We start from the raw sequence: 23,668 nt of genomic DNA on the forward strand, positions 1-23,668 counted from the left end.
GCTGCCGGCGTCGATGCGGCTGATCAAAGCTCAGAACCTCTATGGTGGTTCGATGAGCTCCGTCAGCCTGACGACGTCGTCGATCGACCTCTCCAAACGCGACCTGACCCTCGACATCGCACGGGTGTTCTGCGTGCTGCTCGTGGTGATCATCCACCTGCTCATGGTCGGGGTGGGGTTCGCCAGCGGCGGACAACTCGTCGTCTCCCGCCCGCTCGAACAGCAGTGGTGGTTCGCCCCGGTGACCTGGATCGGCCAGATCATGCCCCTGTTCTTCGTCGTCGGAGGGTTCGCCAGCCTCACCGCGTGGCGGAGTTCGAGGCGTCGGGGCCGCACGGCCTCCGATTTCGTACGCACGCGGGTGCTGCGCCTCGCCCAGCCCGCACTCCCCCTGTTCCTCTTCTACGTGGTCGTCATCGGAGGCGCGCGGCTCATCGGCATCGACCCGACCCTTCTCGACACCGTCGTCGTCGGGGCGGGTTCGCCGCTCTGGTTCCTCGCCGCCTACGGGCTCTGCCAGGCGCTGGTGCCGACGATGGCTCGCTGGCATGCGCGTTCGCCCCGCCTGACGCTGGTCGTGCTGCTCGCCGGTGCGGTGGTGGTGGATGCCCTCCGGTACTCCAGCGGCATCGACGCTATCGGGCTCCTCAACCTCTTCTTCGTCTGGCTGCTGGTTCAGCAGCTCGGCTTCTGGTACGCCGACGGATGGTTCGACCGCCGTGCCTGGTGGCAGCTGGTGCTGCTCGCCGCCGGCGCCTACGCCACGCTCTTCCCGCTCACCGGCTGGGGTCCGTACAGCAACGACATGCTCACGAACCTGAACCCGCCCACGCTGCCCCTGGTCGCGCTCGCGCTCGGGCAGGCGTGCATCCTGAGGCTGTTCCGACCGCTGCTGGCGGCGCTCATGAACACGCACGCGGCGCGGGCCTTCGTGTTCGTGGTGGGGTCGCGGCTGATGACGATCTACCTGTGGCACCTGCCGGTCATCATCATGCTCTCCGGGATCGCGCTGCTGATTCCCGGGGCGTCGCCCGCGCCGGCGAGCCCGTCGTGGTGGTGGAGCCGGCCCCTGTTCTTTGTGATCGTGATGGCCGCCCTGTTCGGGCTGTCGTTCCTCGTCGGGCGGTTCGAGAAACCGCGCGAGGTTGGTCCGACTCCGCCCGCGCGGATCGTCGCGCTGGCCGCCGTGCTCACGTTCGTGCCGGCGTTCTGCGTGATGGAGTTCTTCCTCGACCTGCCGTTCGCGATACTGGGCGCGGTGTTCTACGCGTTCGCGGTGCTGCTGCTCGGGCGGTGGCCCGGTCAGCTCAATCCACAGACGGCAGCGCGATGATGCCGGCGTCAGCCGCGTCCTGACCCTCCGCCTCGCGGATCTCGGCCTGCAACCCGCGGAGCGTCGACCGCAGTGCCCGCTCAGCGTCGAGGCCTAGCGCCTTCGCCGAGGCGACCACGGCCAGCAGCAGCGAGCCGAGCTCGTCTTCGCCTTCGAACGGGATGCCCGCTGGCGCATCCGCGTCGAGCAGGCCAATCTTCTGGGCCTTGCCGATCACCTTGTCGGCAAGCGCGAGTGAGGGCATGCCCTGGGGAATCCCCTCGAGCACGCTCGTACGGCCCGGCTTCTCGACCGCCTTGAGGTCGTCCCACATGTTCACGACATCGTCGGCCGTGTGCGCGACGCGGTCGCCGAAGACATGCGGATGCCGCCCGACCATCTTCGCCGTCATGTGGGCTGCGACATCCTGGATGTCGAACTCCTCACCCGGGGTGTGCGCGGCAAGGTCGGCGTGGAAGACCACCTGGTAGAGCACGTCGCCGAGCTCCTCGAGCAGGTCGTCGCGGGTGCCCACCTCGATCGCCTCGACCAGTTCGTGCGACTCCTCGACGAGGTACTGCACGAGCGACTCGTGAGTCTGCTCGGCGTCCCACGGGCATCCACCCGGCGCCCGCAGCCGCGCGGTCACGGCGATCAGTTCGTCGAGCTTCGAGGGGATCTGGTCTGTCACGGGAGCCTCACGTCCGGGGGCCGGCGCGGGGTACGCCGACCGTCTGAACTCTTTCGTTAGACTGTAACCGGTGAGCCGGGAAGTCTGGTCGGCAGTATCTTCTTCGACCCTCCCGAGAGGCACCATGACCCAGCCCACACCGCCCGGCAGCACTCCCGGCCGCACTCCCGGCCTGTTCGCCGAAGACCGATCGGCCGAGTCGTCCCGCCTCGGCGAGATCCTCCGCAAGGAGACCGTCGGCGGGGTGATCCTCGTGATCGCGGCGGCGATCGCCGTCATCTGGGCCAACACTCCCTTCGCCGACAGTTACTACGCGCTCCGCGACTTCCAGATCGGGCCGGAGGCTCTGCACCTGCATCTGAGCCTCGGCCAGTGGTCGTCGGACGGTCTGCTCGCGATCTTCTTCTTCCTGGTCGGCCTCGAGCTGAAGCGGGAGTTCGTCGCGGGCGAACTCCGCAAATTCAGCAAGGCCATCGTGCCGGTCTCCGCTGCGATCGGCGGCGTGGTCGTACCTGCCCTCATCTATCTGGCGATCAACCTCGCCGACCCCGAAGCTCTCAACGGCTGGGCGATCCCGACCGCGACCGACATCGCCTTCGCTGTGGCCGTGCTCGCCATCGTCGGCTCACGCCTGCCGAGCGCGCTCCGCATCTTCCTCCTCACCCTCGCGGTGGTCGACGACCTCATCGCCATCGCGATCATCGCCTTCGTCTACACCAGCGAGATCCAGTTCGTACCGCTCCTGCTGGCGCTGCTGCCGCTGGCGCTGTACACCGTGCTCGCGCAGCGGTTCCGCCGGTTCTTCGGCCAGCACCAGGCGGCGGCCTGGCTGATCCTGCTGCCCATCGCGCTGACTGTCTGGGCCCTCATCCACGCCTCGGGCATCCACGCCACGGTGGCCGGCGTGCTGCTCGGTTTCGCCATCCCGGTGATTCGCAGCAAGGCCAGCGGAGGGCCGGATGCAGGCCCCGGGCTGTCGGAGATCTTCGAGCACCGCTTCCGCCCGATCTCCACCGGCTTCGCCGTGCCCGTCTTCGCGTTCTTCGCAGCGGGCGTCACCATCGGCGGTATCGACGGCTTCACCACCGCGCTGTCGAGCCCGGTGACGATCGGCGTCATTGCGGCCCTCGTGCTCGGCAAACCCATCGGCATCCTCCTCACCACGTGGGTGACCACCCGGGCGACCCGAGCGGAACTCGATCCGAGCATCCGCTGGATCGACCTCACCGGCGTCGCCCTTCTCGGCGGAATCGGGTTCACTGTGTCTCTCCTCGTAGCGGAACTCAGTTTCGGCCTCGGCAGTGTGCACGACGACGACGCAAAGGTGGCGATCCTGGTGGCCTCTGTGCTTGCGGCGCTCCTCGCGATCGCCGTGCTGCGGCCCCGCAACCGCCACTATGCGAAGGCCCAGAACGCCGAGGGCGCGGCCGACCGGTAGCGTGAGGGCGTGACATCCACCGCCCTGAGCTCGCGAGCCGGCACACTCGGGCCGGTCGGGCTCGTCGTGGCGGGGCTGCTCTGCCAGGAGGTCGGCGCCTCGTTCGCGATCATGCTGTTCCCGACCGTCGGGGCGCTCGGCATGGTGACGCTCCGGCTCGTCTTCTCGGCGCTGGTGCTGATGGCCGTCTTCCGCCCGCGCCTCGCCGGCTACAGCCGCAGTGACTGGATGATCGTGGTCGCCTTCGGCCTCACGGTGGGCGGCATGAACATGATGTTCTACACGGCACTCGACAGGTTGCCGCTCGGGACGACCGTCACCATCGAGGTTCTGGGCCCCCTGGTGCTGTCGGTTGTGGTGAGTCGTCGCGCGTCCGCCTGGCTCTGGGCTGTGCTGGCCTTCGCGGGCGTCGCGTTGCTCAGCCAGGGCGGTGCAGGCGATCTCGACCCGGTCGGCGTCGCCTTTGCCGCGGGAACCGGAGTGTTCTGGGCGGCCTACATCCTGCTCTCAGCACGCACCGGCGCGCGTTTCCCGAAGCTCGACGGCATCGCGATCGCCATGGTCGTGGGGGCCGTCATGTCTCTGCCGTTCGGACTGCTGACGACCGGATCCGCCCTCTTCGAGCCACGTGTACTGCTGCTCGGGCTGGCGGTTGCGCTCCTCTCGTCGACGATTCCTTATGCGTTCGAGCTGCTCGCGCTCCGGCGCATCCCGGAGGCGACCTTCTCCATCCTGATGAGCCTCGCGCCGGCCATCGCCGCGCTGGCCGGCCTCGTGATCCTCGGGCAGTCGCTGACGTGGGTCGAGGCGGCAGCGATCGCGCTGGTCATCGCGGCGAGCGTCGGCGCGGTGCGCTCCGCGGCCCAGCGGCGTGCCACGCCGATCCCCGTCGAGCCGCTCGCCTGACGCCCCCTGTCGCCGCGCCACGGCGCCCCACGCCTCGCCTCGCCTCGCCTCGCCTCGGAATGTCCTCGACAAAACCCCCGCGCATATCGGGGAGACTCGTCGCTCCGCATTCCGTAGACGGCGGACGGGCTGCCGCCCGGCGGGCGCGTCGCCACGCAGGCACAAGCGGGCCCAGCACGGCGCCTCCGCCCGCTCCGCCATCGCGGAACCGGCGGCCCTGCCCCAGACCGCCGCCCTCTTCGCGTCGGATCTGCTCACGGCCGCCCATTCGTGAACAAGCGTGACGCCCCGCGTGCCGGTCTGGCGCGCGGCGCTACTCGGCGGGCGCGGGCGCCGCCGCGGCCGAGACGGGGGCAGGCGCCGGGAAGATCGCGCCGAGCAGCGACTCGACCCACGCGATGAGCTCCGCGTCGGGCAGCGGATGCCCGTTCACGACCGGCATCGGAACAGACAGCGCCGCCGCCGCACCCATGTACTTCGCCGTGGGGTACATCCGGCGGAGCCGCGCCTGCACCGAGTCGGCCAGCGCGGCCGGGGCCACCCGCAGGTTCGACCCCATCGCCACGACCTCGCTGAGCCCGGTGCGCTGGGCGAGCCGCCGCAGCTTCGACACCGTGATCAGGTTGGTGACCTGCTCGGGCGGTTCGCCGTAGCGGTCGGTCAGCTCCTCGAGAACCTGATCGATCTGGCCGTCGGCCGCGGAGGGCGATGACGCCGTCGACAGCTTCTGGTAGGCCTCGAGCCGCAACCGCTCGCTGTCGACGTAGTCCTCGGGGATGTGCGCATCCACCGGCAGCTCGAGCCGCAGCTCGGTCTGGCCCTCCGCCACATCACCGCGGAAGGTCGAGACGGCTTCCCCGATCATGCGGAGGTAGAGGTCGAACCCGACGCCTGCGATGTGGCCGGACTGCTCGCCGCCGAGCAGGTTGCCGGCGCCACGGATCTCGAGGTCTTTCAGCGCGACCTGCATCCCCGAACCGAGCTCGTTGTTGGCGGCGATCGTCGAGAGCCGGTCGTGTGCGGTCTCCGAGAGCGGCTTCAGCTCGTCGTACAGGAAGTACGCGTACGCGCGTTCGCGACCCCGCCCGACACGGCCGCGCAACTGGTGCAGCTGTGACAGGCCGTACTTGTCGGCACGGTCGATGATGAGGGTATTGGCGTTCGGAATGTCGAGTCCGGTCTCGATGATCGTCGTCGAGACGAGAACATCGAACTTGCGCTCCCAGAAGTCGACGATCACTTGTTCGAGCAGGTGCTCGGGCAGCTGCCCGTGAGCAACAGCGATGCGAGCATCCGGAACCAGCTCGGCGATGTGCGACGCGACCCGGTTGATCGACGAGACCCGGTTGTGCACGAAGAACACCTGCCCCTCGCGGAGCATCTCGCGGTGGATGGCCGCAGCGATCTGCCGGTCGGAATTCGGCCCGACGTAGGTGAGGATCGGGTGCCGGTCTTCGGGCGGCGTCGCGAGCGTCGACATCTCGCGGATGCCCGTCACCGCCATCTCGAGGGTGCGCGGGATCGGCGTGGCACTCATCGACAGAATGTCGACGTTCGTCTTCAGCTTCTTCAGCTTGTCTTTGTGTTCGACACCGAAGCGCTGCTCCTCGTCGATGATCACAAGCCCCAGGTCTTTGAACGTCATCGCCTCGGCCAGGATGCGGTGGGTGCCGATCACCATGTCGATGGTGCCGTCTTCGAGACCCTTGATGGTCTCGCGGGCCTCCTTGTCGGTCTGGAACCGCGAGAGGGCCCGAGTGTGAACCGGGAATCCGGCGAAACGTTCGGTGAACGTTTCGAGATGCTGGCGGACGAGAAGTGTCGTCGGCACCAGCATCGCGACCTGCTTGCCCTCCTGGATGGCCTTGAACGCGGCGCGCACCGCGACCTCGGTCTTGCCGAAGCCGACGTCGCCGGCGAGCAGGCGGTCCATCGGGATCGGCCGCTCCATGTCGGCCTTGACCTCGTCGATCGTGGTGAGCTGGTCGGGCGTCTCCGCGAAGGGGAACGCCTCCTCGAGCTCCCGCTGCCACGGCGTATCGGGCCCGAACGCGTATCCCTTCGACGCCATGCGCGCCGAGTAGAGCTTCACAAGCTCGACCGCGATGTCGCGAACGGCCTTGCGGGCCTTGGTCTTCGCCGCCGACCAGTCGCTGCCACCCATCTTCGACAGGGCGGGCGCCTCTCCCCCGACGTACCGGGTCAGCAGGTCGAGCTGGTCGGTGGGAACGTACAGTTTGTCGCCGGGGTACCCGCGCTTCGACGGCGCGTACTCGATCAGCAGGTACTCGCGGGTGCTCTTCACCGGGTTGCGCCCACCGCTCGACACCTCGCGCTGCACGAGCTCGAGGAACTTGCCGATGCCGTGGGTCTGGTGCACGACGGTGTCGCCGGTCTTCAGCTGCAAGGGGTCGACGACGTTCTTGCGGCGGGTCGCCAGCTTCTTGACCTGGCGGGCGTCGTAGCCGGCGCTCCGGCCGTAGAACTCGTTCTCGCTGATCAGGGCCAGCTTGATCTCGGGCAGCTCGAAACCGCTCTCGACGGTGGCCTTCACGAGGTAGGCGATGCCGGGCTCCGGATCGGCGGGGTACTGTTCGACGACCCGTGCGGCCAGCTCGCGCTCTGCCAGGACATCGGCCGCGCGCTCGACGAGACCGTTGCCCGCCGCGACGACCGCGACACTCCAGCCGTCGTGCATCCGGCTCGCCACGTGCTCGAGCGCACCCTCGACGTTGCCCTGGAAGCTCGGCACAGCGTCGGCCTGGATGCGCACGTAGTGCACATCGGTGCCGACGATCGCTTCCAGATGTTCGTCGACGGATGCCGTTCCGCTGTCGAACGTGCTGAGAGTCCACCACGGGCGGTGGATGCCGGCGGCGTCCCGCAGGTCGTTCAGCGTGATGAACTCGCCCGACGCCAGGTCGATCGGAGCCTCTGCCCCCGCGGTGGCGGCATTCCACGCGGCCGAGAGGAACTCCCGGTTCGTCTCTGTGAGGCTGACAGCCCTGCTGGCCACTCTTTCGGGTGCGATGACGGCGATCGCCGCTCCGGCCGGCAGGTAGTGGGTGACGGTGACGAGCCGATCGAGAAGTGCGGGCGCCAGTGACTCCATGCCCTCGACCGGGATGCCCTGGCCGATCTTCTCGAGCAGCCCCGACAGGCTGGGGAACTCGTGCTGCATCTCCCGCGCCCGCTGCTTCACCGATTCGCTGAGCAGCAGCTCCCTGCTCGGCGGCAGTTCGACGTGGTCGAACTGGTTCTCGAGCGAGCGCTGGTCGGCCACCGAGAAGCCCCGGATCGTCTCGATCTCGTCGCCGAAGAAGTCGACCCGCACGGGGTGCTCCGAGACGGCGGGGAAGATGTCGAGGATGCCACCGCGCACGGCGAACTCGCCGCGCCGGGTCACCATGTCGACCCGCGAGTAGGCGAGTTCGACGAGTTCGCCGACGAGGCGCGCGAGGTCGTACCCTCGGCCGCCCGTGACGAGCCTCACCGGCTCATGCTCGGTGAGGTTGTCGGCGAGCGGCTGGAGTGCGGCCCGCACCGACGCGACCACGATGAGCGGCCGCGGGCGCTTCGGGCCGCTGTCGGCGATCGCTGCGGCCTTCTTGGCGGCGGCCTTCGCGCCCTTTCCAGCGGCTCCGGATGCGGCGGTGCCCGTACCGCCGATCACGTCGGCAGCGACGGCGGGAACACCAGCGGCATCGGCGGCGGCCGTCTCGGCAGTCCACTCATCGAGGCGGCGGAGTGCGGCGATCCGCTTGCCCACGATCTCGGCGCTCGGGCTCAGCCGTTCGTGCGGCAGCGTCTCCCAGGCCGGGAACTCGAGGATTTCGGCGCCGGGGGCAAGGCACTCGAGGCTCGCGCGGAGGCTCTCCGAGTCGCGGCCAGTGGCGGTCACGACGAACAGCACCTGCGGCAACCGGCGCTCGGCGCGCTGCGCCAGCAGCCCCGCGAGAAGCGGCGCCCGGAGCCCGTCGGTGAGCGAGAAGTCAGCATCGCGACCAGCCTCCGCCAGGGCGCGGTCGAACGTGGAGGCGCGCGAGAGCGCCGGAATCAAGCCCTGAAGGATCACGCCCCCAATTCTACGGCTCCCCCCTGACACTGCCCCCGGCTTGCGCTCCATGCGTGCGCAATTCAGGAGAGGCGGCCCGCCGTGCCGTATTCCGACGCGCCCACGCGCTCCACCTGAATTGCGCGCAACACGGCGGCGCGGCAAGGGGCCGGGCGGGGCTAGGCGGGCGGCGGCGCGTGGAAGCGCTGCTGTGCCGCCGTGAGGCCGTCTGCGGCGATGAGCTCGACGGCGTCCGCAGCATCCGCCAGCAGGTTGGGCAGGGTCTGCCGCTCCACCGAACCGAAGTCGCGCAGCACGAAGTCGGCCGCGCTCTGCCGGCCGGGCGGGCGTCCGATGCCGACCCGCACGCGGGCGAAGTCGGGCGTTCCCGACGCGGCGATGATGTCGCGGATACCGTTGTGCCCGCCGTGACCACCGCCGAACTTCAGGCGCAGGGTGTCGAAGGGGATGTCGAGTTCGTCGTGCACCACGATGAGGTGCGACGGATCGATCGAGTAGTACGAGAGCAGCCCGGCCACCGGCCCGCCCGAGTTGTTCATGTAGCTGTTCGGCTTGCCGAGCACGAACCGGGTACCGCCCGGAACGAGCCGCCCCTCGGCGACCCGGGCGTTGGCCCTGTGCGCCTTGAAGGTGCCCCGGAATCGGGCAGCGAGGTCGTCGAGCACCATCTGGCCCACGTTGTGCCGGTTGCCGGCGTACTCCGGACCGGGATTGCCGAGCCCGACGACGAGCCACTGGTCGTCAGCAGCCATGGCCGCACCGAACCTTTCGTGAGGAGACGCAAGCGGTGAAACACGTGTGCCGCGGCGAACAAGGCCGCCGCGGCACACATGACAGGAACGAAAAGACTAGGCAGGCGTCGGAGCGTCTGACGTCGACGCGTCGCCAGCCGACAGGCTGTCGCCCAGGTCCTGCTCCTCGGGGATGGAGACGGCGACGATGAGCTGGTCTTCGTCTCCGACGAGAACAGCGCCCTCGGGCAGTTCGATGTCCTTGGCGAGAACCTGGGTGCCGGCCTCGGCGCCCTCGATGTTGACCGTGACACGGGTCGGGATGTTCGTGGCGAGCACCTCGAGCAGCAGCGTGAACGTGTCGAGGTCTGCGGTTGCACCGGAGACGGGCTCGCCTTCGACCTGCACGGTCACTTCGACCTGCACGCGCTCACCGGCGCGCACGACGATGAGGTCGAGGTGCTCGATGATCTGGCGCACCGGGTCCTTCTGTACATCCTTGACCAGCGCGAGCTGCGTGGCGCCTTCGATGTCGAGCTCGATGAGAGCGTTGGACTTACGGATGAGCAGGAAGACCTCGTGGCCGGGCAGGCTGACGTGCTGGGGTTCGGCGCCGTGGCCGTAGATCACGGCGGGGATCTTGCCAGCGGCGCGGAGCTTGCGCGCAGCACCCTTGCCGAATGAAGTGCGGGTCTCCGCGATGATCTTGTTGTCGTCAGCCATGGTGTTCTCCTCATGGGCCCGCAGGCACATGCAATAAGTCTCGAATGAGAGGGTTGTGGGGTGTGTTCAACTCGAACGCATCAGCGTGAGGAAAGACCAGAAGCCTCATCCACCGCGTCGATCACGGATGCAGAGCATCCCTCGCCGAAGTTCAGCTTGAAAGTCTACACGGAACGGCCCCACGGTGCGAGACTACGCACCGCCCAGCGGGCCGAGAGCGATCAGGAGGGCATCCAGTGCCATGGATGCCGCGTAGAGCACGGCGAGCACGACGTACCCCAGCACCTCCCGGCGCGTTCCGATGCCGGGCGTGTGCCACCACGCGAACACACGGAAGATCCACGGCGCCACCAGCCAACCGAGAAGCTGCGTGCTCACGATGTTGCCGATGAACAGGCTCAACCAGAACGGCACCCCACTCAGGAACGGTGAGCCGATGAGGTAGCCGAACAGGAACACGATCGGGTAGAGCACCAGCAGAACGAGCAGGTTGTCCTTGAAGATCATCAGGCGGCTGGGCCGGTCGGTGTTCCAGAAGGTGAACCCGTATTTCGCCTTCGAGACCCGCGTGTCCGAGGCGTAGGCCTCGCCCTCGGCCAGCAGCTTCCGGCGCTGCGGCGAATCCGTCCAGGCCGCGAGGTGCTCGTCGGTGTCGAAGCTCAAGATGACCGTCCAGTCCTCCTGCACACCGGGGGTGGGGCGTTCGATCTTGTGCCCCTGGAAGCCGGGGAAGTTCGCCTCGGCCGCCGAGATCTTTCGCTGCCAGCTGAGGAACGCCGCTTCGTCGGCCGGCTCGACACGGCTGGTGACGATGATGGATGCCGCATCCGGAGTCTTCCGTTCGTCCTCGGTGACGAGGTGGATCTCCTCCTGGCCGACGAAATGCCCCTTGATCTCATCGAACAGGGCCGCCCGCTCGGAACTCTGCAGCCAGCTCCGGGCCGCCTCGACGTTCACGAAGCGCTGCACGAGCACCCAGTCGGTCTGCGACGGAGGCGACGGCTCGATGACATCGCGACCGAGAAAACCGGGCCATGTCGCGAGCACGTTGCCGAGCTTTCGCTGCCAGGCCCGGTAGGCGTCGTCGCTGCCCGGCAGCACACGGCGCTGGATGATCAGCGAGACCGCGGGCCCCTGAGTGGTGGTGCCCACCGTCGTCGCCACGCTCAGCCCTTCTTGTAGGCGCGCGAGCCGTAGACCCAGGTCTCGTCGACGGCACGTTCATCGCCGACGATCATGATGCCGAAGAGCATGTTCGCTGCGTCATCCATCGTCACCGGGTCGCCACCGTCGGCGATGAGCGAGGAGTGCCAGTCGGCGCCGGGAGGGCCCTGCGTCCAGTCGAGGGCGACGAAGTCCGCCTCCTTGCCGATCTCGAAACTGCCGACCCGGTCGTCGATGTAGAGGCCTTCGGCCCCGCCGAGCGTGATCGACCAGAAGGCGCGGTAGGCGCTGAGCTTGTTGCGCTCGGCCTCGGCGCTGTCCTTCAGCGAAGGGTCGACGCTGCCGTCGAGCAGGGTGTTGTTGATCATCCCGACCTTGTACGCACCGTCGAGCACGCTCAGCATGCTGAACCGGTTTCCGCCGCCCATGTCGGTGCCGAACGTCATCCGGACGCGCTGGTCGGGGTCGGTCGCCTTGCCGAGGCGGAACATGCCACTGCCGAGGAAGAGGTTCGAGTTCGGGCAGAACGTCACGGAGGCCTCGGCCTCGTGCAGGCGCTTGTACTCCGAGTTCGAGAGCCAGACGGCGTGGCCGCCGGTGAACTTCGGGCCGACGAGGTTGTACTTCTCGTAGACGGCGAGGTAGTCCTCTGCGCCCTCGTGAGCCTCGCTGACTCCGCGCACCTCCGCAGGGTTCTCGGAGATGTGGGTGTGCACCCAGGTGTCCGGATGCTCGGACTTCAGCTGTGCGCAGCGCTCGAGCAGCTCGGGGCTCGCGCCGAACGCGAACCGCGGCGTGATCGCGTAGAGGTTGCGGCCGACGTTGTGGTACTTCTCGATCAGCGTCTTGCTGTCGGCGTAGAAGTTGTCGGCGGTGTCGACGAAGTAGTCGGGTGCGTTCGTGTCGATGCCCGTCAGGCCCGCGATGACCCGCATGTTTCGCCTCGACGCCTCCTCGAAGAGCTCCTCTGTGCAGACGGGTGCGCTCGACGTGAACGCCTGCACCGTGGTGGTGCCCGAGGCGAGCAGGTTGTCGAAGAACCGCACGGCGCCGTCTGTGGCGTAGGCGCGGTCGGCGTAACGCGCCTCTTCCGGGAACACCCACTTCTGCAGCCACGGCAGCAGCTGCTCGCCGAAGGCGCCGAGCACCCGGGTCTGGGGAAAGTGGATGTGGCCGTCGATGAAGCCCGGCGTGATGATGCGGTGCTCGATGTGGGTCACATCGATGTCAGCGAACTCGTTGATGATCTCGCCGTATGCCCCAAAGGCGATGATGATGCCGTCTTCGACGACCAGCAGGCCGTCGGAGTGGAACCGGGCCGAGGCCTCCTCGTCGCCGACGTGCTTCCACGGGTCGTCGACGAAGTCGAAGAATGTGCCTCGGATGCCAGTGATGCTCACGATGTGTCGCCTCTCCTAGGGGGTGCTCGATGTGAGCGTACTACCCACGAACCCCCGACTGGGGGCAATTGACCACATAGGGGGGTAGGCATCCCCCACAGGGCTGTGCGGCGACAAAGCACTACTCTGGAACCGGTACTTACCTGGAGGAGAATGATGGCTGAAACAAGCGAAGCGACAGCGAACATCGGCGTTGTCGGGCTTGCCGTGATGGGCTCGAACCTGGCACGCAACCTTGCGAGCCGCGAGGGCAACACCGTCGCTGTGTACAACCGTTCGGTCGAGCGCACGAACCTGCTCACCGACGAGCATCCTGAGGCCGGCTTCGTCGCCAGCGAGAAGATCGAGGACTTCGTGGCCTCCCTCACGAAACCCCGCACGGCCATCATCATGGTGCAGGCAGGCAAGGGCACTGACGCTGTCATCTCTCAGCTCGCCGACCTCTTCGAAGAGGGCGACATCATCGTCGACGGCGGCAACGCTCTGTTCACCGACACGATCCGCCGCGAGGAGGCCGTGACGGCCAAGGGCATCCACTTCGTCGGCACCGGCATCTCGGGCGGCGAGGAGGGCGCGCTGAAGGGCCCGTCGATCATGCCCGGCGGGTCGGATGAGTCGTGGAAGACCCTCGGCCCCATCCTGACGTCGATCGCCGCCATCGCCGAGGGCGAGCCCTGCGTGACCCACGTGGGCACGGGCGGCGCCGGCCACTTCGTCAAGATGATCCACAACGGCATCGAGTACGCCGACATGCAGCTGATCGCCGAGTCCTACGACCTCCTCACGAAGATCGGTGGGCTGACACCGCGTGCCGCGGCCGACGTCTTCACCGAGTGGAACTCGGGCGACCTCGAGTCCTACCTCATCGAGATCACGGCCGAGGTGCTCAAGCAGGTCGACGCCTCGACCGGCAAGCCGTTCGTCGACGTCGTGCTCGACCAGGCCGGGTCGAAGGGCACCGGCGTCTGGACCGTACAGAACGCGCTCGGCCTGGGCGTGCCCGTGGGCGGCATCGCCGAGGCCGTCTTCGCGCGCGCCGTGTCATCGCATCCCGAGCAGCGGGACGCCGCCCAGGCCGTCATCACGTCGCGCCCCTCCCCCGTGTCGGTCGGCGACTCGTTCAGCGACGATGTCAACGCCGCACTCTACGCCTCGAAGGTCGTCGCGTACGCGCAGGGTTTCGACGCCATCATTGCCGGGGCCGAAAAGTACGGCTGGGACATCAACAAGGGCAACATCGCAAAGATCTGGCGGGGTGGCTGCATCATCCGCGCCCAGTTCCTGAACCGTATCGTCGAGGCGTACGACAAGAACCCGGGCCTGAAGACGCTGCTGGCAGACCCGTACTTCGCCTCGGCCGTTGCCAATGGTGAAGCCGCGTGGCGCCGGATCGTGTCGACCGCAGCACTGTCGGGCATCCCGGTTCCCGGTTTCAGCTCGGCGCTCAGCTACTACGACTCGCTCGCGTCGAAGCGTCTGCCCGCCTCCCTCGTGCAGGCGCAGCGCGACTTCTTCGGCGCGCACACCTACAAGCGCGTCGACAAGGAGGGCACGTTCCACACCCTCTGGTCGGGCGACCGCACCGAGGTCGAGACCGAGGGCAGCTCGCACTAGCACCGCGACGCACAATTCAGGTACGGGGGGCGGCCGGCTCCGGATGCTCGACGGCGACCCCCTGTACCTGAATTGTTGTACGACCGATGGCAGATCCTGCCCCGCCAGGCCCCGGTCGGCGGTGGATGGGCGGATAATTTGTGCATGGCCCCTGAGTCCCCCCGCCCCACCTCCGCCCGCCCCGCCGTTCTGGTCACCGGCACGTCCACCGGGATCGGGCTGGCGACCGCCGTCTCCGCCGCCCTGGCCGGCTGGCACGTGGTCGCCACGGTTCGCCGCAGCGGCAGCGACGCCGAACTGGTCGCGGCCGCTGAGGTCGCGGGGGTCGCCTCGCAGGTCGAGGTGCGGATGCTCGACATCACCGACCCGCAGGCCGCCGCCGCACTGATCGACGACATCGCGGCAACCCACGGGCGTCTCGACGCCGTGGTGAACAACGCCGGGGCCGGCCACGTGGGCACGCTGGAGCTCGACTCCCTCGACGAGGCGCGCCGCGTGATGGAGGTCAACTACTTCGGCGTGCTGAACGTCACGAAGCCCGCAATGCCGCACCTCCGGGCATCCGGCGGCAGCCTCGTCACCGTCACGAGCGTGGGCGGCATCGTCGGCCAGCCGTTCAACGAGAGCTACTGCGCGGCGAAGTTCGCTGTCGAAGGCATGATGGAGAGCCTCCATCCGGTGGGAGCGGCTGTCGGGGTGCGCGTCACCGTGGTCGAGCCGGGTGCTGTGGCCACCGAGTTCGTGGCGAGCGTCGGGCCGAGCATCCAGAACCTGCTGGGCGACGCGGGCGCGTACCGGGAGCCGTTCGAGCACTACATCGAGCGCACCAGGGGCGCCTTCGATGCCGCCCAGAGGCCCCAGGGTGTCGCCGACGTCATCGTGGGCGTGTTGCTCGACGAGCACCCGCCGTTCCGGGTGCAGACCTCCGACAGCGCGACCGGCTTCGTTGGACTGAAGCTCCGGGATCTCGACGGCGCCACCGTCACCGCAGCGACGGCAGGATGGATCGCGTGACCGACTACGACGACGAACCCGAACTCGCCGGCTACGAACCGCACGGCGACAGGCCGCTCCGGAGCGCCAGGCGGCTCCACGTGATGCGCGCCGTCGTTGTGCTCGGCATCGTCGCCCTCGTGTTGCCGGGCATCCTCACGACCTACAGCCTGGCGAAGGCGACCGCAGGCGCGGCCTGCGCAGCCAACGTCACCTACCGCGTGCCGAGCGCCACCGGTTCTACCGTGCGGTTCGAACTCTTCAGCGCCGTCGGCGCGGGATGGGTCTGCTACTCGGTGGGTGCCTACGGCGGCGATCGCAAGCCGGTTGCAGCCTTGGGCCTGATCCCTTCGTACCCGACGCGGGCCGAATTGCGGCAGCTCAGCCCGCAGGACTCGCTGAACCCCTAGGGATCAGAGGCCCAGACGGTTCTTCACTTCGATGACCGACGGGTTGGTGGCGCTGGATCCATCGGGAAACAACACGGTCGGAACCGTCTGGTTGCCGCCGTTCAGGGCCTCCACCAGCTCGGCTGTGCCCTCGACCTCCTCGATGTTGACCTCGGTGTAGCCGATGCCGTCTTTGTCGAGCTGCTTCTTGAGACGGTTGCAGTAGCCGCACCACGAGGTGCTGAACATCGTGATGGTCTCTGCGGCAGGAAGAAAGTCGGTTGTAGTTGTCATGGTCTCTTCAACCTGCCGCCTGCGAGGTTTATTTCACGCGCAGCAGTTCACGCGCAGCAGTTCACGCGCAGCAGTTCACGCGTCGCCGTCGAACATCGAGGTGACAGATCCGTCGTCGAACACCTCGTGGATCGCCCGCGCGAGCAGCGGTGCGATCGGCAGCACGGTGAGCGACGGGAACCGCTTCTCCTTTGGGATCGGCAGGGTGTCGGTCACGACCACGGAGTCGATGAAGTCCGACTGCAGGATCTCGTAGGCCGGGTCGGAGAACACCGCATGCGTGGCTGCCACGATGACACCCTTCGCACCGGCGTTCTTCAGGGCCTCGGAGGCCGCGACGATCGTTCGGCCGGTGTCGATCAGGTCATCGACCAGCAGGCACCAGCGACCGCTCACATCGCCCACGATCTCGTGGACGGAAACGTGGTTCGGCACCAGCGGGTCACGGCGTTTGTGGATGATCGCCAGCGGCGTGCCGAGCTTGTCGCTCCACACGTCGGCCACACGTACGCGCCCCATGTCGGGCGAGACGACCGTGAGCTGGTCGAGATCGAAGGTCTTACGAACGTGTTCCATCAGCACCGGCATTGCGAACAGGTGGTCGACGGGACCGTCGAAGAAGCCCTGGATCTGAGGCGCGTGCAGGTCGACCGACATGATGCGGTCGGCGCCGGCGGCCTTGAAGAGGTCGGCGACCAGGCGTGCCGAGATCGGCTCGCGGCCACGGTGCTTCTTGTCCTGGCGGGCGTAGGGGTAGAACGGGGCGACCACGGTGATGCGCTTGGCCGAGGCGCGCTTCAGGGCGTCGACCATCACCAGCTGTTCCATCAACCATTCGTTTATCGGAGTCGAGTGCGACTGGATGACGAACACGTCGCTGCCGCGCACGCTGCCGTTGAAGCGCACATAGAGCTCACCGTTGGCGAACGTGTGTGCGGTGGTGCTGATCAGTCCGGTGTCGAGCTCGGCCGCGATGGCCTCTGCGAGCTCAGGATGCGCCCTCCCCGATGCGAGAACGAGGTGCTTTTCACCCTTGGACGTGATCTCGGACACTTATTCTCCTGAATCCGGAGCGACGGGCTCCGCTGTTGTTGAATTGTCGGCTGTCGCTGATTCTGCACGCTTCGCAGCCAGGTCGGCGGCCGATCCCTCGCGGTGCGAGGCGACCCAGCCTTCGAGGTTCCGCTGCGGTGCGACATTCATGGCCAGCGACCCGGGCGGAACGTTCTTTCGCACCACTGTTCCGGCTCCGCTGTACGCTCCGTCCCCAATTGTAACGGGGGCGACGAACACGTTGTGCGACCCGGTGCGCACGTGGGAACCGACCTCCGTGTGGTTCTTGACGATGCCGTCGTAGTTCGCGAAGATCGTGGCCGCACCGATGTTCGACTTCTCGCCGATGTGCGCATCACCGACGTAGGAGAGATGCGGCACCTTGCTGCCCGCGCCGATTCGTGCGTTCTTCGTCTCGACGAAGGTACCGATCTTGCCGCCGGCACCCAGGACGGTGTTCGGCCGCAGGTAGGAGAAGGGGCCGACAGTGGCGCCCGCTCCGATGACGGCGAGTTCGGCATCCGTTCGCTTCACGATCGCACCCTGCCCGATCTCGCAGTCGACGAGCGTCGTGTCGGGCCCGACGACGGCCCCGCGGGCGATGACGGTGGCGCCGCGGATCTGCGTTCCGGGCAGCACCGTCACGTCGGGTTCCAGTGTGGCCTTGAGGTCGATCCAGGTGGTCAGGGGATCCTGTACCGTCACACCGGCCAGCTGCCAGCCCCGGATGATCAGGGCATTCATCTTGGCGGCCGCTTCGCTGAGTTGCGCGCGGTCGTTGATGCCGGCCACGAGCCAGGAGTCGGCGACGGGCAGCGCGGTCACCTCGGACCCGGCACGTCGGAGCAACTCGATCACGTCGGTGAGGTACTTCTCGCCTTGCGCATTGTGCGTGCTGAGCTGCGGCAGCAGGTCGCGGAGCTCGCTGGCGCCGAACATGTAGACGCCCGCGTTGATCTCGGCGATGGCGAGCTCGCTGTCGGTGGCATCGCGGTGCTCGACGATGCGGTCCACCCGGCCCGCGCTGCCGTCGGCACGGGAGTCATCGTCGTCGGTATGACGGACGATCCGGCCGTAACCCGACGGATCGGGCAGGTAGGCGGAGAGCAGGGTCGCAGCGGCGCGCGAGCGGCGGTGCTCGTCGACGAGCCCGGCAAGCGTCTGCACGTCGAGCATCGGGGTGTCGCCGTTCATCACCAGCACGTCTCCGTCGAAGTCGGCGGGGAGGGCATCCACCGCCTGCTCGACAGCGCGGCCGGTGCCGGGCGTCTCGTCCTGGTCGACGACGAGGCCGTCGGGAAGCTGTTCGGTGATGACATCGACGAGCAGGTCGCGTTCGTGGCGCACCACGGCCACCGTATAGGCCGCGTCGAGCTCGCGGGCCGTGGCCAGCACGTGGCTGACGATGGGGATGCCCGCGAGGTGGTGCAGGAGCTTCGGCGTCTCCGACCGCATACGCGTTCCCTGGCCTGCGGCGAGGATGATGATCGCGAGTCGTGAGTCGGTCATTGTCCTCTTTCGTTCCTGGCGTTGAAGGCTCCGCGCCGGGCGCTCCGCCTCCAGGATTCGAACCTAGTCCTAACAGCTCCAAAGGCTGTCGTGCTGCCGTTACACCAAGGCGGAATGCCCGAGACTGACGCCTCGTGCAGTGTACAAGTCTGCCAGATCGAGCGCCCGCGCGTGACGACCCCGACCAGATCCGGGCGGTTTCGGGCGATAATGAAAGGATGCCCGATCCGGAATCCACTGACTCAGTCGACGCGATCGTCGACGCGTGGAAGCGGGAACGGCCCGATCTCGACTTCGCTCCCCTGCAGGTGCTCTCCCGGGTCTGGCGTCTCTCCCGGCACCTGGACCGGGCCCGCCGCACCTCCTTCGGCACCAGCGAGCTCGACTCGTGGGAGTTCGATGTGCTCTCCGCGCTCCGCCGTGCGGGTTCGCCCTACCAGCTGAGCCCGAAGGCCCTGCTCGAGGAGACCCTGGTGTCCTCCGGCACCATGACGAACCGCATCGATCGGCTCGTCAGCCGGGGCCTCGTGGAACGGCGCACCTCGCCGCACGACGGCCGGGGCATCCTCGTCACCATGACGGCCGACGGGCTCGCGCGGGTCGACCGTGCGATCGACGAGCTCGTGATCAACGAGACGCAGCTGCTGTCGAGCCTGTCGAAGCCCGACCAGGAGCGCCTCGCCGGGCTCCTCCGGAAGCTCTCCCGCGACTTCGGCTAAGCCAAGAGTTCGCTGAGCTCCAGCCAGCGCAGTTCGAGGTCGCTGAGCGTCGACTGCACGGTGTCGAGCTCGGCCGAGAGGGCACCGAGGCCGGAGTAGTCGCTCGCGTCGTGCGTCGCCATCTTCTCGTGGATGCTCGCGACCTGCGTGCCGTACTTCTCGAGCCGGCGGTTCACCGAGGCGAGCTCCTTCTGGGCGTTCCGGAGGTCGGCACCCGACAGTTTCGGCTTCGAGGGCGCGGCGCTGCCCGATCCGCCGGCACTGCCCGATCCGCCTGCATCGCCCGACTGGCCCGCCTGCGACTCGGTCGGGCTCGACGTCGACCCGCGCGAACCGTTGCGCTGCTGCAGGGCCCGAACCTCGAGGTACTGGTCGACGCCCCGCGGGAGGTGGATGAATCCCCCCTCGATCACGGCGTACTGGTTGTCGGTGACGCGCTCGAGCAGGTACCGGTCGTGCGAGACGACGAGCAGCGTGCCCGGGTAGGTGTCGAGCAGGTCCTCGATGGCGGCGAGCATGTCGGTGTCGAGGTCGTTGGTGGGCTCATCCAGAATCAGCACGTTCGGTTCGCTCAACAGGATCAGAAGCAACTGCAGGCGGCGCTTCTGCCCACCGGAGAGATCCTTGACCGGCGTGGACAGCTGCGCGCTCGTGAACCCGACCCGTTCGAGGAGCTGGGTCGGCGTCATCTCCTTGCCGCCGCTCACGTACGAACTCCGCTGGCGGCCGATGACCTCGCTGACCCGGTCGTTCAGGATGTCGTCGAGCTCGAAGAGCTGCTGGGTGAGGGTCGCCACGCGGATGGTCTTGCCGCGCTTGACCGTTCCCGTGGTCGGCTGGAGCGAACCGGCGACGAGGCTGAGGAGGGTCGACTTGCCGGCCCCGTTCACGCCGAGCACACCCGTGCGCTCACCTGGGGCGATGCGCCAGGTGACGTCGTGCAGCACCCGCTTCTCCGGCGTGGTGCCGGATCCGTTTCCCTCGTAGACGACAGAGACGTTCTCGAGGTCGACCACGTCTTTACCGAGGCGCTGCATGGCCATCGACGCGAGCGAGATGGAGTTGCGCACGGGCGGCTCGTCGGCGATCAGAGCGTTGGCAGCATCGATGCGGAACTTCGGCTTCGCTGTGCGGGCAGGGGCGCCGCGCCGCAGCCACGCAAGCTCCTTCTTCATGAGGTTCTGGCGCTTGCCCTCCATGGTCGCCGCCATCTGGTCGCGCTCGACGCGCTGCAGGATGTACGCCGCGTAGCCGCCCTCGAACGGTTCGATCAGCCGGTCGTGCACCTCCCAGGTGGCGGTGCAGATCTCATCGAGGAACCACCGGTCGTGTGTGACGACCACGAGGCCTCCGGCGTTCGCCGACCAGCGGCGCTTCAGGTGCCCGGCGAGCCAGGAGATGCCCTCGACGTCGAGATGGTTGGTCGGTTCGTCGAGGAAGATGATGTCGTGGTCGCCGATGAGCAGCTGGGCGAGCGCGATACGCCGGCGCTGGCCGCCCGAGAGGTCGGAGACGCGCGCGTCCCACGAGATGTCGCTGGCGAGGCCCGCGATGACGTCGCGCACGATGGGGTCGCCCGCCCAGACGTGCTCGTCGATGTCGCCGACGATGGTCTGGCCGACCGTCAGCGAGTCGTCGAGGGTGTCGGACTGGTCGAGCACCGCCAGCGTGACACCGTTCCGGCGGGTGACGCGGCCGCTGTCGGGCTCGAGCCTTCCCGCGAGCATCCGGAGCAGCGTGGACTTGCCGTCGCCGTTCCGGCCGACAATACCGATGCGGTCGCCCTCGTTGATGCCGATGGTGACGTCGTCGAAGATCACGCGGGTGGGGAATTCGAGGTGGAGGGACTCTGCCCCCAGTAGATGTGCCATTACCTCAAGTTGACCACAGAATCGAGGGGCCCACGGTGAGGGTGGAAACGCGCGCACGCGTGTAGCGTCTGTGGTGACGCAGAAAGCAGGTCTCCCATGAGTCTCGGACTCGGTATCTTCCTCATCGCCGTCGGCGCCATCCTCGCCTTCGCCCTCGACGTGACCGTCAGCTGGATCGACGTGAAGACCGTCGGCTACATCCTGATGGGCGCAGGCTTCGTGATCGTGATCATCGGCATCGCACTGATCGCCCGCAAGAGATCCTCGACGGCGACGACTCGCAGCGCGGTCGACCCGGTGAGCGGCGAGCAGGTCACGCGGAGCGAGCGCCGCGACGACGTGGTCTAGCGACCGGTGGGGCTCCGGATGCCCGGGGCTCCGCACGCCCGGGGGCTCCGCACGCCCGGGGGCTCCGGATGCTCGACTACCCTCGAACGGTGACCTCTTCGACGAGCGTGGCGCAGCTGATCGCCGCCAGAATGACCACCACCCCTGATTTCCCGAAGCCGGGCATCCTGTTCCGCGACCTGACGGCGCTGATGGCCGACGGCCCCGCACTCCGGCAGGTGACGGATGCCCTGCTCTCCCGCATGCCAGCCGACATCGATGCCGTGGTCGGCGTCGAAGCCCGCGGGTTCCTGTTCGCCGCGGCCGCTGCGCACTCGCGAGGTATCGGGGTGTACCCCATCCGCAAGGCCGGCAAACTGCCGGGGCCTCTGCTGAGCGAGACCTATTCGCTCGAATACGGCACGGCGACCATCCAGCTGCAGCCCGATTCGCTCGCCCCGGGCTCCCGGGTCTACGTGCTCGACGATCTGCTCGCCACCGGCGGTACCCTCGCGGCTGCCGTGCGCCTGCTCGAGCGAGCGGGCTACGTGGTGGTCGGCCTCGGTGTGGCGATCGAACTTGCGGGGCTCGGCGGGCGCGACGTCCTCCAGGGGTACCCGGTGCACGCGCTCATCGAGCTGCCGGGCTGAGCAGTCGTCCGGATGACCAGGACGGCCGCCCCCGCATGATGAGCTTCGAGCTGCTGCTCGACCCGGTGACGGATGCGCGCGTGCGCGCCGAGTGGCAGGCCCTGCTAGGAGCGGGATTGCCGAGCCATGCGCGGCACACGGGCACGAGCAATGCGCCGCACATCACCCTGCTCGCCGCGCGTGCGGTGGATGCGACGCTGCTCCCGAAAGCCCGTGCGGCGGCCGCGGTGCCGGGGCTCGCGTCGCCGCACGCCACATCGCCGCACGCCACATCGCCGCAGGCCACACCGCCGCAGGCGCTGGCCGGCGTCGACCACGGCCCCCTGCCGCTGGCGTTCACGGGCTTCGCCGTCTTCGGCCAGCCTCCGTCAGGCCTCGTGCTCGCCCGGCTCGTCGTCGCGAGCCCCCAACTGCTCGACCTGCACGCCACCGTGCACCGTCGGGCCCAGGGGGCGACCGACCTGTCGACCTTCACCCACCCGGGTTCGTGGGTGCCGCACGTGACCCTGGCCTCGCGGCTGACCCCCGCGCAGCTCGCCGAAGCACTGACCGTGCTCGCCGCGGAGGAGCGACCCTCCCACAGTCTCTCGGTGATGACCTCGATACCGGCCTTCGCCGGCCCCCTGCGGCAATGGAACGGCGACACGAAGACCGTCACCGTGCTGCCGCCCGGCGAGTAGCCGGCGTGGGGATCTGGCGAGCAGACGGCGTGAGGGCGTGCGGTCCGGCGGCCCGTTCCCATCCTCGTCGCTACGGAATGCGTGGGGCTGCATCACCACGTATACGGGGTCAGTTTGCCTAGGGGCATTCCCTAGAGTCCGTGCCACCGACGGCGGCGCGGCGGCCCAGCGACGGAGGACGGGGCGGTCAGTCGCCGATCAGGCGGGCGCCGTGCACGGGCCCGGTCACCCGCACGACGGTGTGGCGCGCGGCGCCCAGCGCGACCTGCAGTTCGAGCGCGCCGTCGAGGTCGGCCGCGAGGAACGCGACCGTCGGGCCCGAACCGGAGACGATGCCGGCCAGGGCGCCGTTGGCCTCGCCGACCTCCAGCACCTGGGCGAGCGCGGGCGCGAGATGAAGCGCCGGGGCCTGGAGGTCGTTGTGCAGCGACTCGGCCAGCATGTGCGGATCGCCCGCACGGAGGGCCTGCAGAACGTCGGCGTCGACCGTGGGCTGGGTCTGGGCGGGAAAGATGTCCTGGGCGTGCCTGTCCCGATGCCGGTCGAGCTCCTTGTAGACCTCAGGGGTCGAGGATCCGAACTCCGCGAGCGCCAGCACCCATTGGAACTGACCTTTGGCCAGCGCCGGGCTCAGCCGGTCGCCGCGGCCCGTGCCGATCGCCGTGCCGCCCGTGAACGCGAACGGAACATCCGCACCGAGCCGCGCGGCGAGCCCGAGCAGTTCCTCGCGCCCGAGCTCGGTGCCCCAGAGCGTATCGCAGGCCAGGAGGGTGGCTGCGGCATCAGCGGACCCGCCGCCCATGCCGCCCGCGATGGGGACGTTCTTCGCGATCTCGAGGTGTACTCCCCCGCGGTATCCGGCGCGATGTGCGAGCATGCGCGCGGCACGGATGGCGAGGTTCGAACCGTCGGTCAGCAGGGCTGACGAGTCGATGGATCCGGTGAAGGCGACCGAGAAGTCGTCGGCGTCGAAGGCTCTCACATCTTCGTAGAGCGACACGGCCTGGTAGGCGGTCGCCACGTCGTGGTAGCCGTCGGGCATCACCGCGCCGACCTTGAGGAACACGTTGATCTTGCCCGGGGCCCTGACGTGAACCGCTTTGCCCCGCCAGTTCTGAGTCATGTCAAT

21 protein-coding genes and 1 tRNA gene are annotated in these 23,668 nt (G+C 68.1%); 10 read left to right on the top strand and 12 right to left on the bottom strand.

Annotated elements, in window-relative coordinates:
* The first annotated feature begins 52 nt into the window (after positions 1-52).
* Positions 53-1,333: an acyltransferase family protein gene (locus B7R22_RS11110; protein ID WP_116411875.1), complete on the top strand. Its 1,281-nt coding sequence runs from the start codon at positions 53-55 to the stop codon at positions 1,331-1,333.
* On the opposite strand, the gene B7R22_RS11115 is transcribed toward B7R22_RS11110, so the two are convergent.
* A complete protein-coding gene (locus B7R22_RS11115; RefSeq protein ID WP_253259021.1) occupies positions 1,308-2,003 on the bottom strand; it encodes a MazG family protein in 696 nt (231 codons plus the stop codon). The two genes, B7R22_RS11110 and B7R22_RS11115, sit on opposite strands and share 26 nt — an antisense overlap.
* 124 nt (positions 2,004-2,127) lie before the next feature.
* On the opposite strand from B7R22_RS11115, the gene nhaA reads away from it, so the two are divergent.
* Positions 2,128-3,441: a Na+/H+ antiporter NhaA gene (nhaA, locus tag B7R22_RS11120; RefSeq protein ID WP_116411793.1), complete on the top strand. Its 1,314-nt coding sequence runs from the start codon at positions 2,128-2,130 to the stop codon at positions 3,439-3,441.
* Positions 3,442-3,465: 24 nt separating this feature from the next.
* A complete protein-coding gene (locus tag B7R22_RS11125; RefSeq protein WP_437184147.1) occupies positions 3,466-4,347 on the top strand; it encodes an EamA family transporter in 882 nt (293 codons plus the stop codon).
* Positions 4,348-4,660: 313 nt separating this feature from the next.
* Here B7R22_RS11125 and mfd read toward each other — a convergent pair whose 3' ends face one another.
* From mfd to guaD, 5 genes are all read right to left on the bottom strand, one after another.
* On the bottom strand, positions 4,661-8,422 hold the full coding sequence (gene mfd, locus B7R22_RS11130) for a transcription-repair coupling factor (RefSeq protein WP_116411794.1): 3,762 nt from the start codon (positions 8,420-8,422) through the stop codon (positions 4,661-4,663).
* A 158-nt stretch (positions 8,423-8,580) separates the two neighbouring features.
* Positions 8,581-9,174, bottom strand: a complete 594-nt coding sequence (gene pth, locus B7R22_RS11135) for an aminoacyl-tRNA hydrolase (RefSeq protein WP_116411795.1) — start codon at positions 9,172-9,174, stop codon at positions 8,581-8,583.
* 96 nt (positions 9,175-9,270) lie between these two features.
* Positions 9,271-9,876 carry a 50S ribosomal protein L25/general stress protein Ctc gene (locus B7R22_RS11140; protein WP_116411796.1) on the bottom strand — a complete coding sequence of 202 codons (606 nt, stop codon included), beginning with the start codon at positions 9,874-9,876 and terminating at the stop codon, positions 9,271-9,273.
* Between the two features lie 192 nt (positions 9,877-10,068).
* A complete protein-coding gene (locus tag B7R22_RS11145) occupies positions 10,069-11,040 on the bottom strand; it encodes an antibiotic biosynthesis monooxygenase (RefSeq protein ID WP_216363437.1) in 972 nt (323 codons plus the stop codon).
* A 2-nt stretch (positions 11,041-11,042) separates the two neighbouring features.
* Positions 11,043-12,440, bottom strand: a complete 1,398-nt coding sequence (gene guaD / locus B7R22_RS11150; protein WP_116411797.1) for a guanine deaminase — start codon at positions 12,438-12,440, stop codon at positions 11,043-11,045.
* Positions 12,441-12,596: 156 nt separating this feature from the next.
* On the opposite strand from guaD, the gene gndA reads away from it, so the two are divergent.
* The 3 genes from gndA (at position 12,597) to B7R22_RS11165 (ending at position 15,457) form a co-directional block, all read left to right on the top strand.
* Positions 12,597-14,054: an NADP-dependent phosphogluconate dehydrogenase gene (gene gndA, locus B7R22_RS11155; RefSeq protein WP_116411798.1), complete on the top strand. Its 1,458-nt coding sequence runs from the start codon at positions 12,597-12,599 to the stop codon at positions 14,052-14,054.
* A gap of 144 nt (positions 14,055-14,198) precedes the next feature.
* Positions 14,199-15,068, top strand: coding sequence for an SDR family NAD(P)-dependent oxidoreductase (locus B7R22_RS11160; RefSeq protein WP_116411799.1), 870 nt, complete (start codon positions 14,199-14,201; stop codon positions 15,066-15,068).
* On the top strand, positions 15,065-15,457 hold the full coding sequence (locus B7R22_RS11165) for a hypothetical protein (RefSeq protein ID WP_253259022.1): 393 nt from the start codon (positions 15,065-15,067) through the stop codon (positions 15,455-15,457). The genes B7R22_RS11160 and B7R22_RS11165 overlap by 4 nt, the downstream gene beginning before the upstream one ends.
* 3 nt (positions 15,458-15,460) lie before the next feature.
* On the opposite strand, the gene B7R22_RS11170 is transcribed toward B7R22_RS11165, so the two are convergent.
* The 4 genes from B7R22_RS11170 to B7R22_RS11185 all read right to left on the bottom strand — a co-directional run bounded on the left by B7R22_RS11170 (position 15,461) and on the right by B7R22_RS11185 (position 18,406).
* Positions 15,461-15,730: a mycoredoxin gene (locus B7R22_RS11170; RefSeq protein WP_116411801.1), complete on the bottom strand. Its 270-nt coding sequence runs from the start codon at positions 15,728-15,730 to the stop codon at positions 15,461-15,463.
* A gap of 75 nt (positions 15,731-15,805) precedes the next feature.
* Positions 15,806-16,783, bottom strand: a complete 978-nt coding sequence (locus tag B7R22_RS11175; RefSeq protein WP_116411802.1) for a ribose-phosphate diphosphokinase — start codon at positions 16,781-16,783, stop codon at positions 15,806-15,808.
* Positions 16,784-18,292 (bottom strand): bifunctional UDP-N-acetylglucosamine diphosphorylase/glucosamine-1-phosphate N-acetyltransferase GlmU, encoded by a 1,509-nt coding sequence (gene glmU, locus B7R22_RS11180; RefSeq protein ID WP_116411803.1) that lies wholly within the window; start codon positions 18,290-18,292, stop codon positions 16,784-16,786.
* A gap of 42 nt (positions 18,293-18,334) precedes the next feature.
* Positions 18,335-18,406: transfer RNA gene (locus tag B7R22_RS11185), tRNA-Gln, on the bottom strand.
* Between the two features lie 104 nt (positions 18,407-18,510).
* Here B7R22_RS11185 and B7R22_RS11190 point away from each other — a divergent pair.
* A complete protein-coding gene (locus B7R22_RS11190) occupies positions 18,511-19,011 on the top strand; it encodes a MarR family winged helix-turn-helix transcriptional regulator (protein ID WP_116411804.1) in 501 nt (166 codons plus the stop codon).
* On the opposite strand, the gene B7R22_RS11195 is transcribed toward B7R22_RS11190, so the two are convergent.
* Positions 19,008-20,882 carry an ABC-F family ATP-binding cassette domain-containing protein gene (locus tag B7R22_RS11195; protein WP_116411805.1) on the bottom strand — a complete coding sequence of 625 codons (1,875 nt, stop codon included), beginning with the start codon at positions 20,880-20,882 and terminating at the stop codon, positions 19,008-19,010. The two genes, B7R22_RS11190 and B7R22_RS11195, sit on opposite strands and share 4 nt — an antisense overlap.
* A gap of 96 nt (positions 20,883-20,978) precedes the next feature.
* Between B7R22_RS11195 and B7R22_RS11200 the strand changes: the two genes are divergently transcribed.
* The 3 genes from B7R22_RS11200 to B7R22_RS11210 all read left to right on the top strand — a co-directional run bounded on the left by B7R22_RS11200 (position 20,979) and on the right by B7R22_RS11210 (position 22,539).
* Complete coding sequence (locus B7R22_RS11200) at positions 20,979-21,230, top strand: DUF6458 family protein (RefSeq protein ID WP_116411806.1); 252 nt, start codon at positions 20,979-20,981, stop codon at positions 21,228-21,230.
* Positions 21,231-21,298: 68 nt separating this feature from the next.
* Positions 21,299-21,859 (top strand): adenine phosphoribosyltransferase, encoded by a 561-nt coding sequence (locus B7R22_RS11205; protein ID WP_116411807.1) that lies wholly within the window; start codon positions 21,299-21,301, stop codon positions 21,857-21,859.
* 35 nt (positions 21,860-21,894) lie between these two features.
* A complete protein-coding gene (locus tag B7R22_RS11210; protein WP_116411808.1) occupies positions 21,895-22,539 on the top strand; it encodes a 2'-5' RNA ligase family protein in 645 nt (214 codons plus the stop codon).
* A 187-nt stretch (positions 22,540-22,726) separates the two neighbouring features.
* On the opposite strand, the gene B7R22_RS11215 is transcribed toward B7R22_RS11210, so the two are convergent.
* On the bottom strand, positions 22,727-23,662 hold the full coding sequence (locus B7R22_RS11215) for a 4-(cytidine 5'-diphospho)-2-C-methyl-D-erythritol kinase (RefSeq protein ID WP_116411809.1): 936 nt from the start codon (positions 23,660-23,662) through the stop codon (positions 22,727-22,729).
* Positions 23,663-23,668: the final 6 nt, after the last annotated feature.

Source organism: Subtercola boreus (genome assembly GCF_003399635.1).
Classification (GTDB): domain Bacteria; phylum Actinomycetota; class Actinomycetes; order Actinomycetales; family Microbacteriaceae; genus Subtercola; species Subtercola boreus_B.

What these genes read in the sequence shown, in the direction of transcription:
- B7R22_RS11110 (WP_116411875.1), top strand. Translation starts at nt 53, where the DNA reads ATGAGCTCCGTCAGCCTGACGACGTCGTCGATCGACCTCTCCAAACGC.
- nhaA (WP_116411793.1), top strand. Translation starts at nt 2,128, where the DNA reads ATGACCCAGCCCACACCGCCCGGCAGCACTCCCGGCCGCACTCCCGGC.
- pth (WP_116411795.1), bottom strand. Translation starts at nt 9,174, where the DNA reads ATGGCTGCTGACGACCAGTGGCTCGTCGTCGGGCTCGGCAATCCCGGT.
- B7R22_RS11140 (WP_116411796.1), bottom strand. Translation starts at nt 9,876, where the DNA reads ATGGCTGACGACAACAAGATCATCGCGGAGACCCGCACTTCATTCGGC.
- gndA (WP_116411798.1), top strand. Translation starts at nt 12,597, where the DNA reads ATGGCTGAAACAAGCGAAGCGACAGCGAACATCGGCGTTGTCGGGCTT.
- B7R22_RS11160 (WP_116411799.1), top strand. Translation starts at nt 14,199, where the DNA reads ATGGCCCCTGAGTCCCCCCGCCCCACCTCCGCCCGCCCCGCCGTTCTG.
- B7R22_RS11170 (WP_116411801.1), bottom strand. Translation starts at nt 15,730, where the DNA reads ATGACAACTACAACCGACTTTCTTCCTGCCGCAGAGACCATCACGATG.
- glmU (WP_116411803.1), bottom strand. Translation starts at nt 18,292, where the DNA reads ATGACCGACTCACGACTCGCGATCATCATCCTCGCCGCAGGCCAGGGA.
- B7R22_RS11190 (WP_116411804.1), top strand. Translation starts at nt 18,511, where the DNA reads ATGCCCGATCCGGAATCCACTGACTCAGTCGACGCGATCGTCGACGCG.
- B7R22_RS11195 (WP_116411805.1), bottom strand. Translation starts at nt 20,882, where the DNA reads ATGGCACATCTACTGGGGGCAGAGTCCCTCCACCTCGAATTCCCCACC.
- B7R22_RS11200 (WP_116411806.1), top strand. Translation starts at nt 20,979, where the DNA reads ATGAGTCTCGGACTCGGTATCTTCCTCATCGCCGTCGGCGCCATCCTC.
- B7R22_RS11205 (WP_116411807.1), top strand. Translation starts at nt 21,299, where the DNA reads ATGCTCGACTACCCTCGAACGGTGACCTCTTCGACGAGCGTGGCGCAG.
- B7R22_RS11210 (WP_116411808.1), top strand. Translation starts at nt 21,895, where the DNA reads ATGATGAGCTTCGAGCTGCTGCTCGACCCGGTGACGGATGCGCGCGTG.
- B7R22_RS11215 (WP_116411809.1), bottom strand. Translation starts at nt 23,662, where the DNA reads ATGACTCAGAACTGGCGGGGCAAAGCGGTTCACGTCAGGGCCCCGGGC.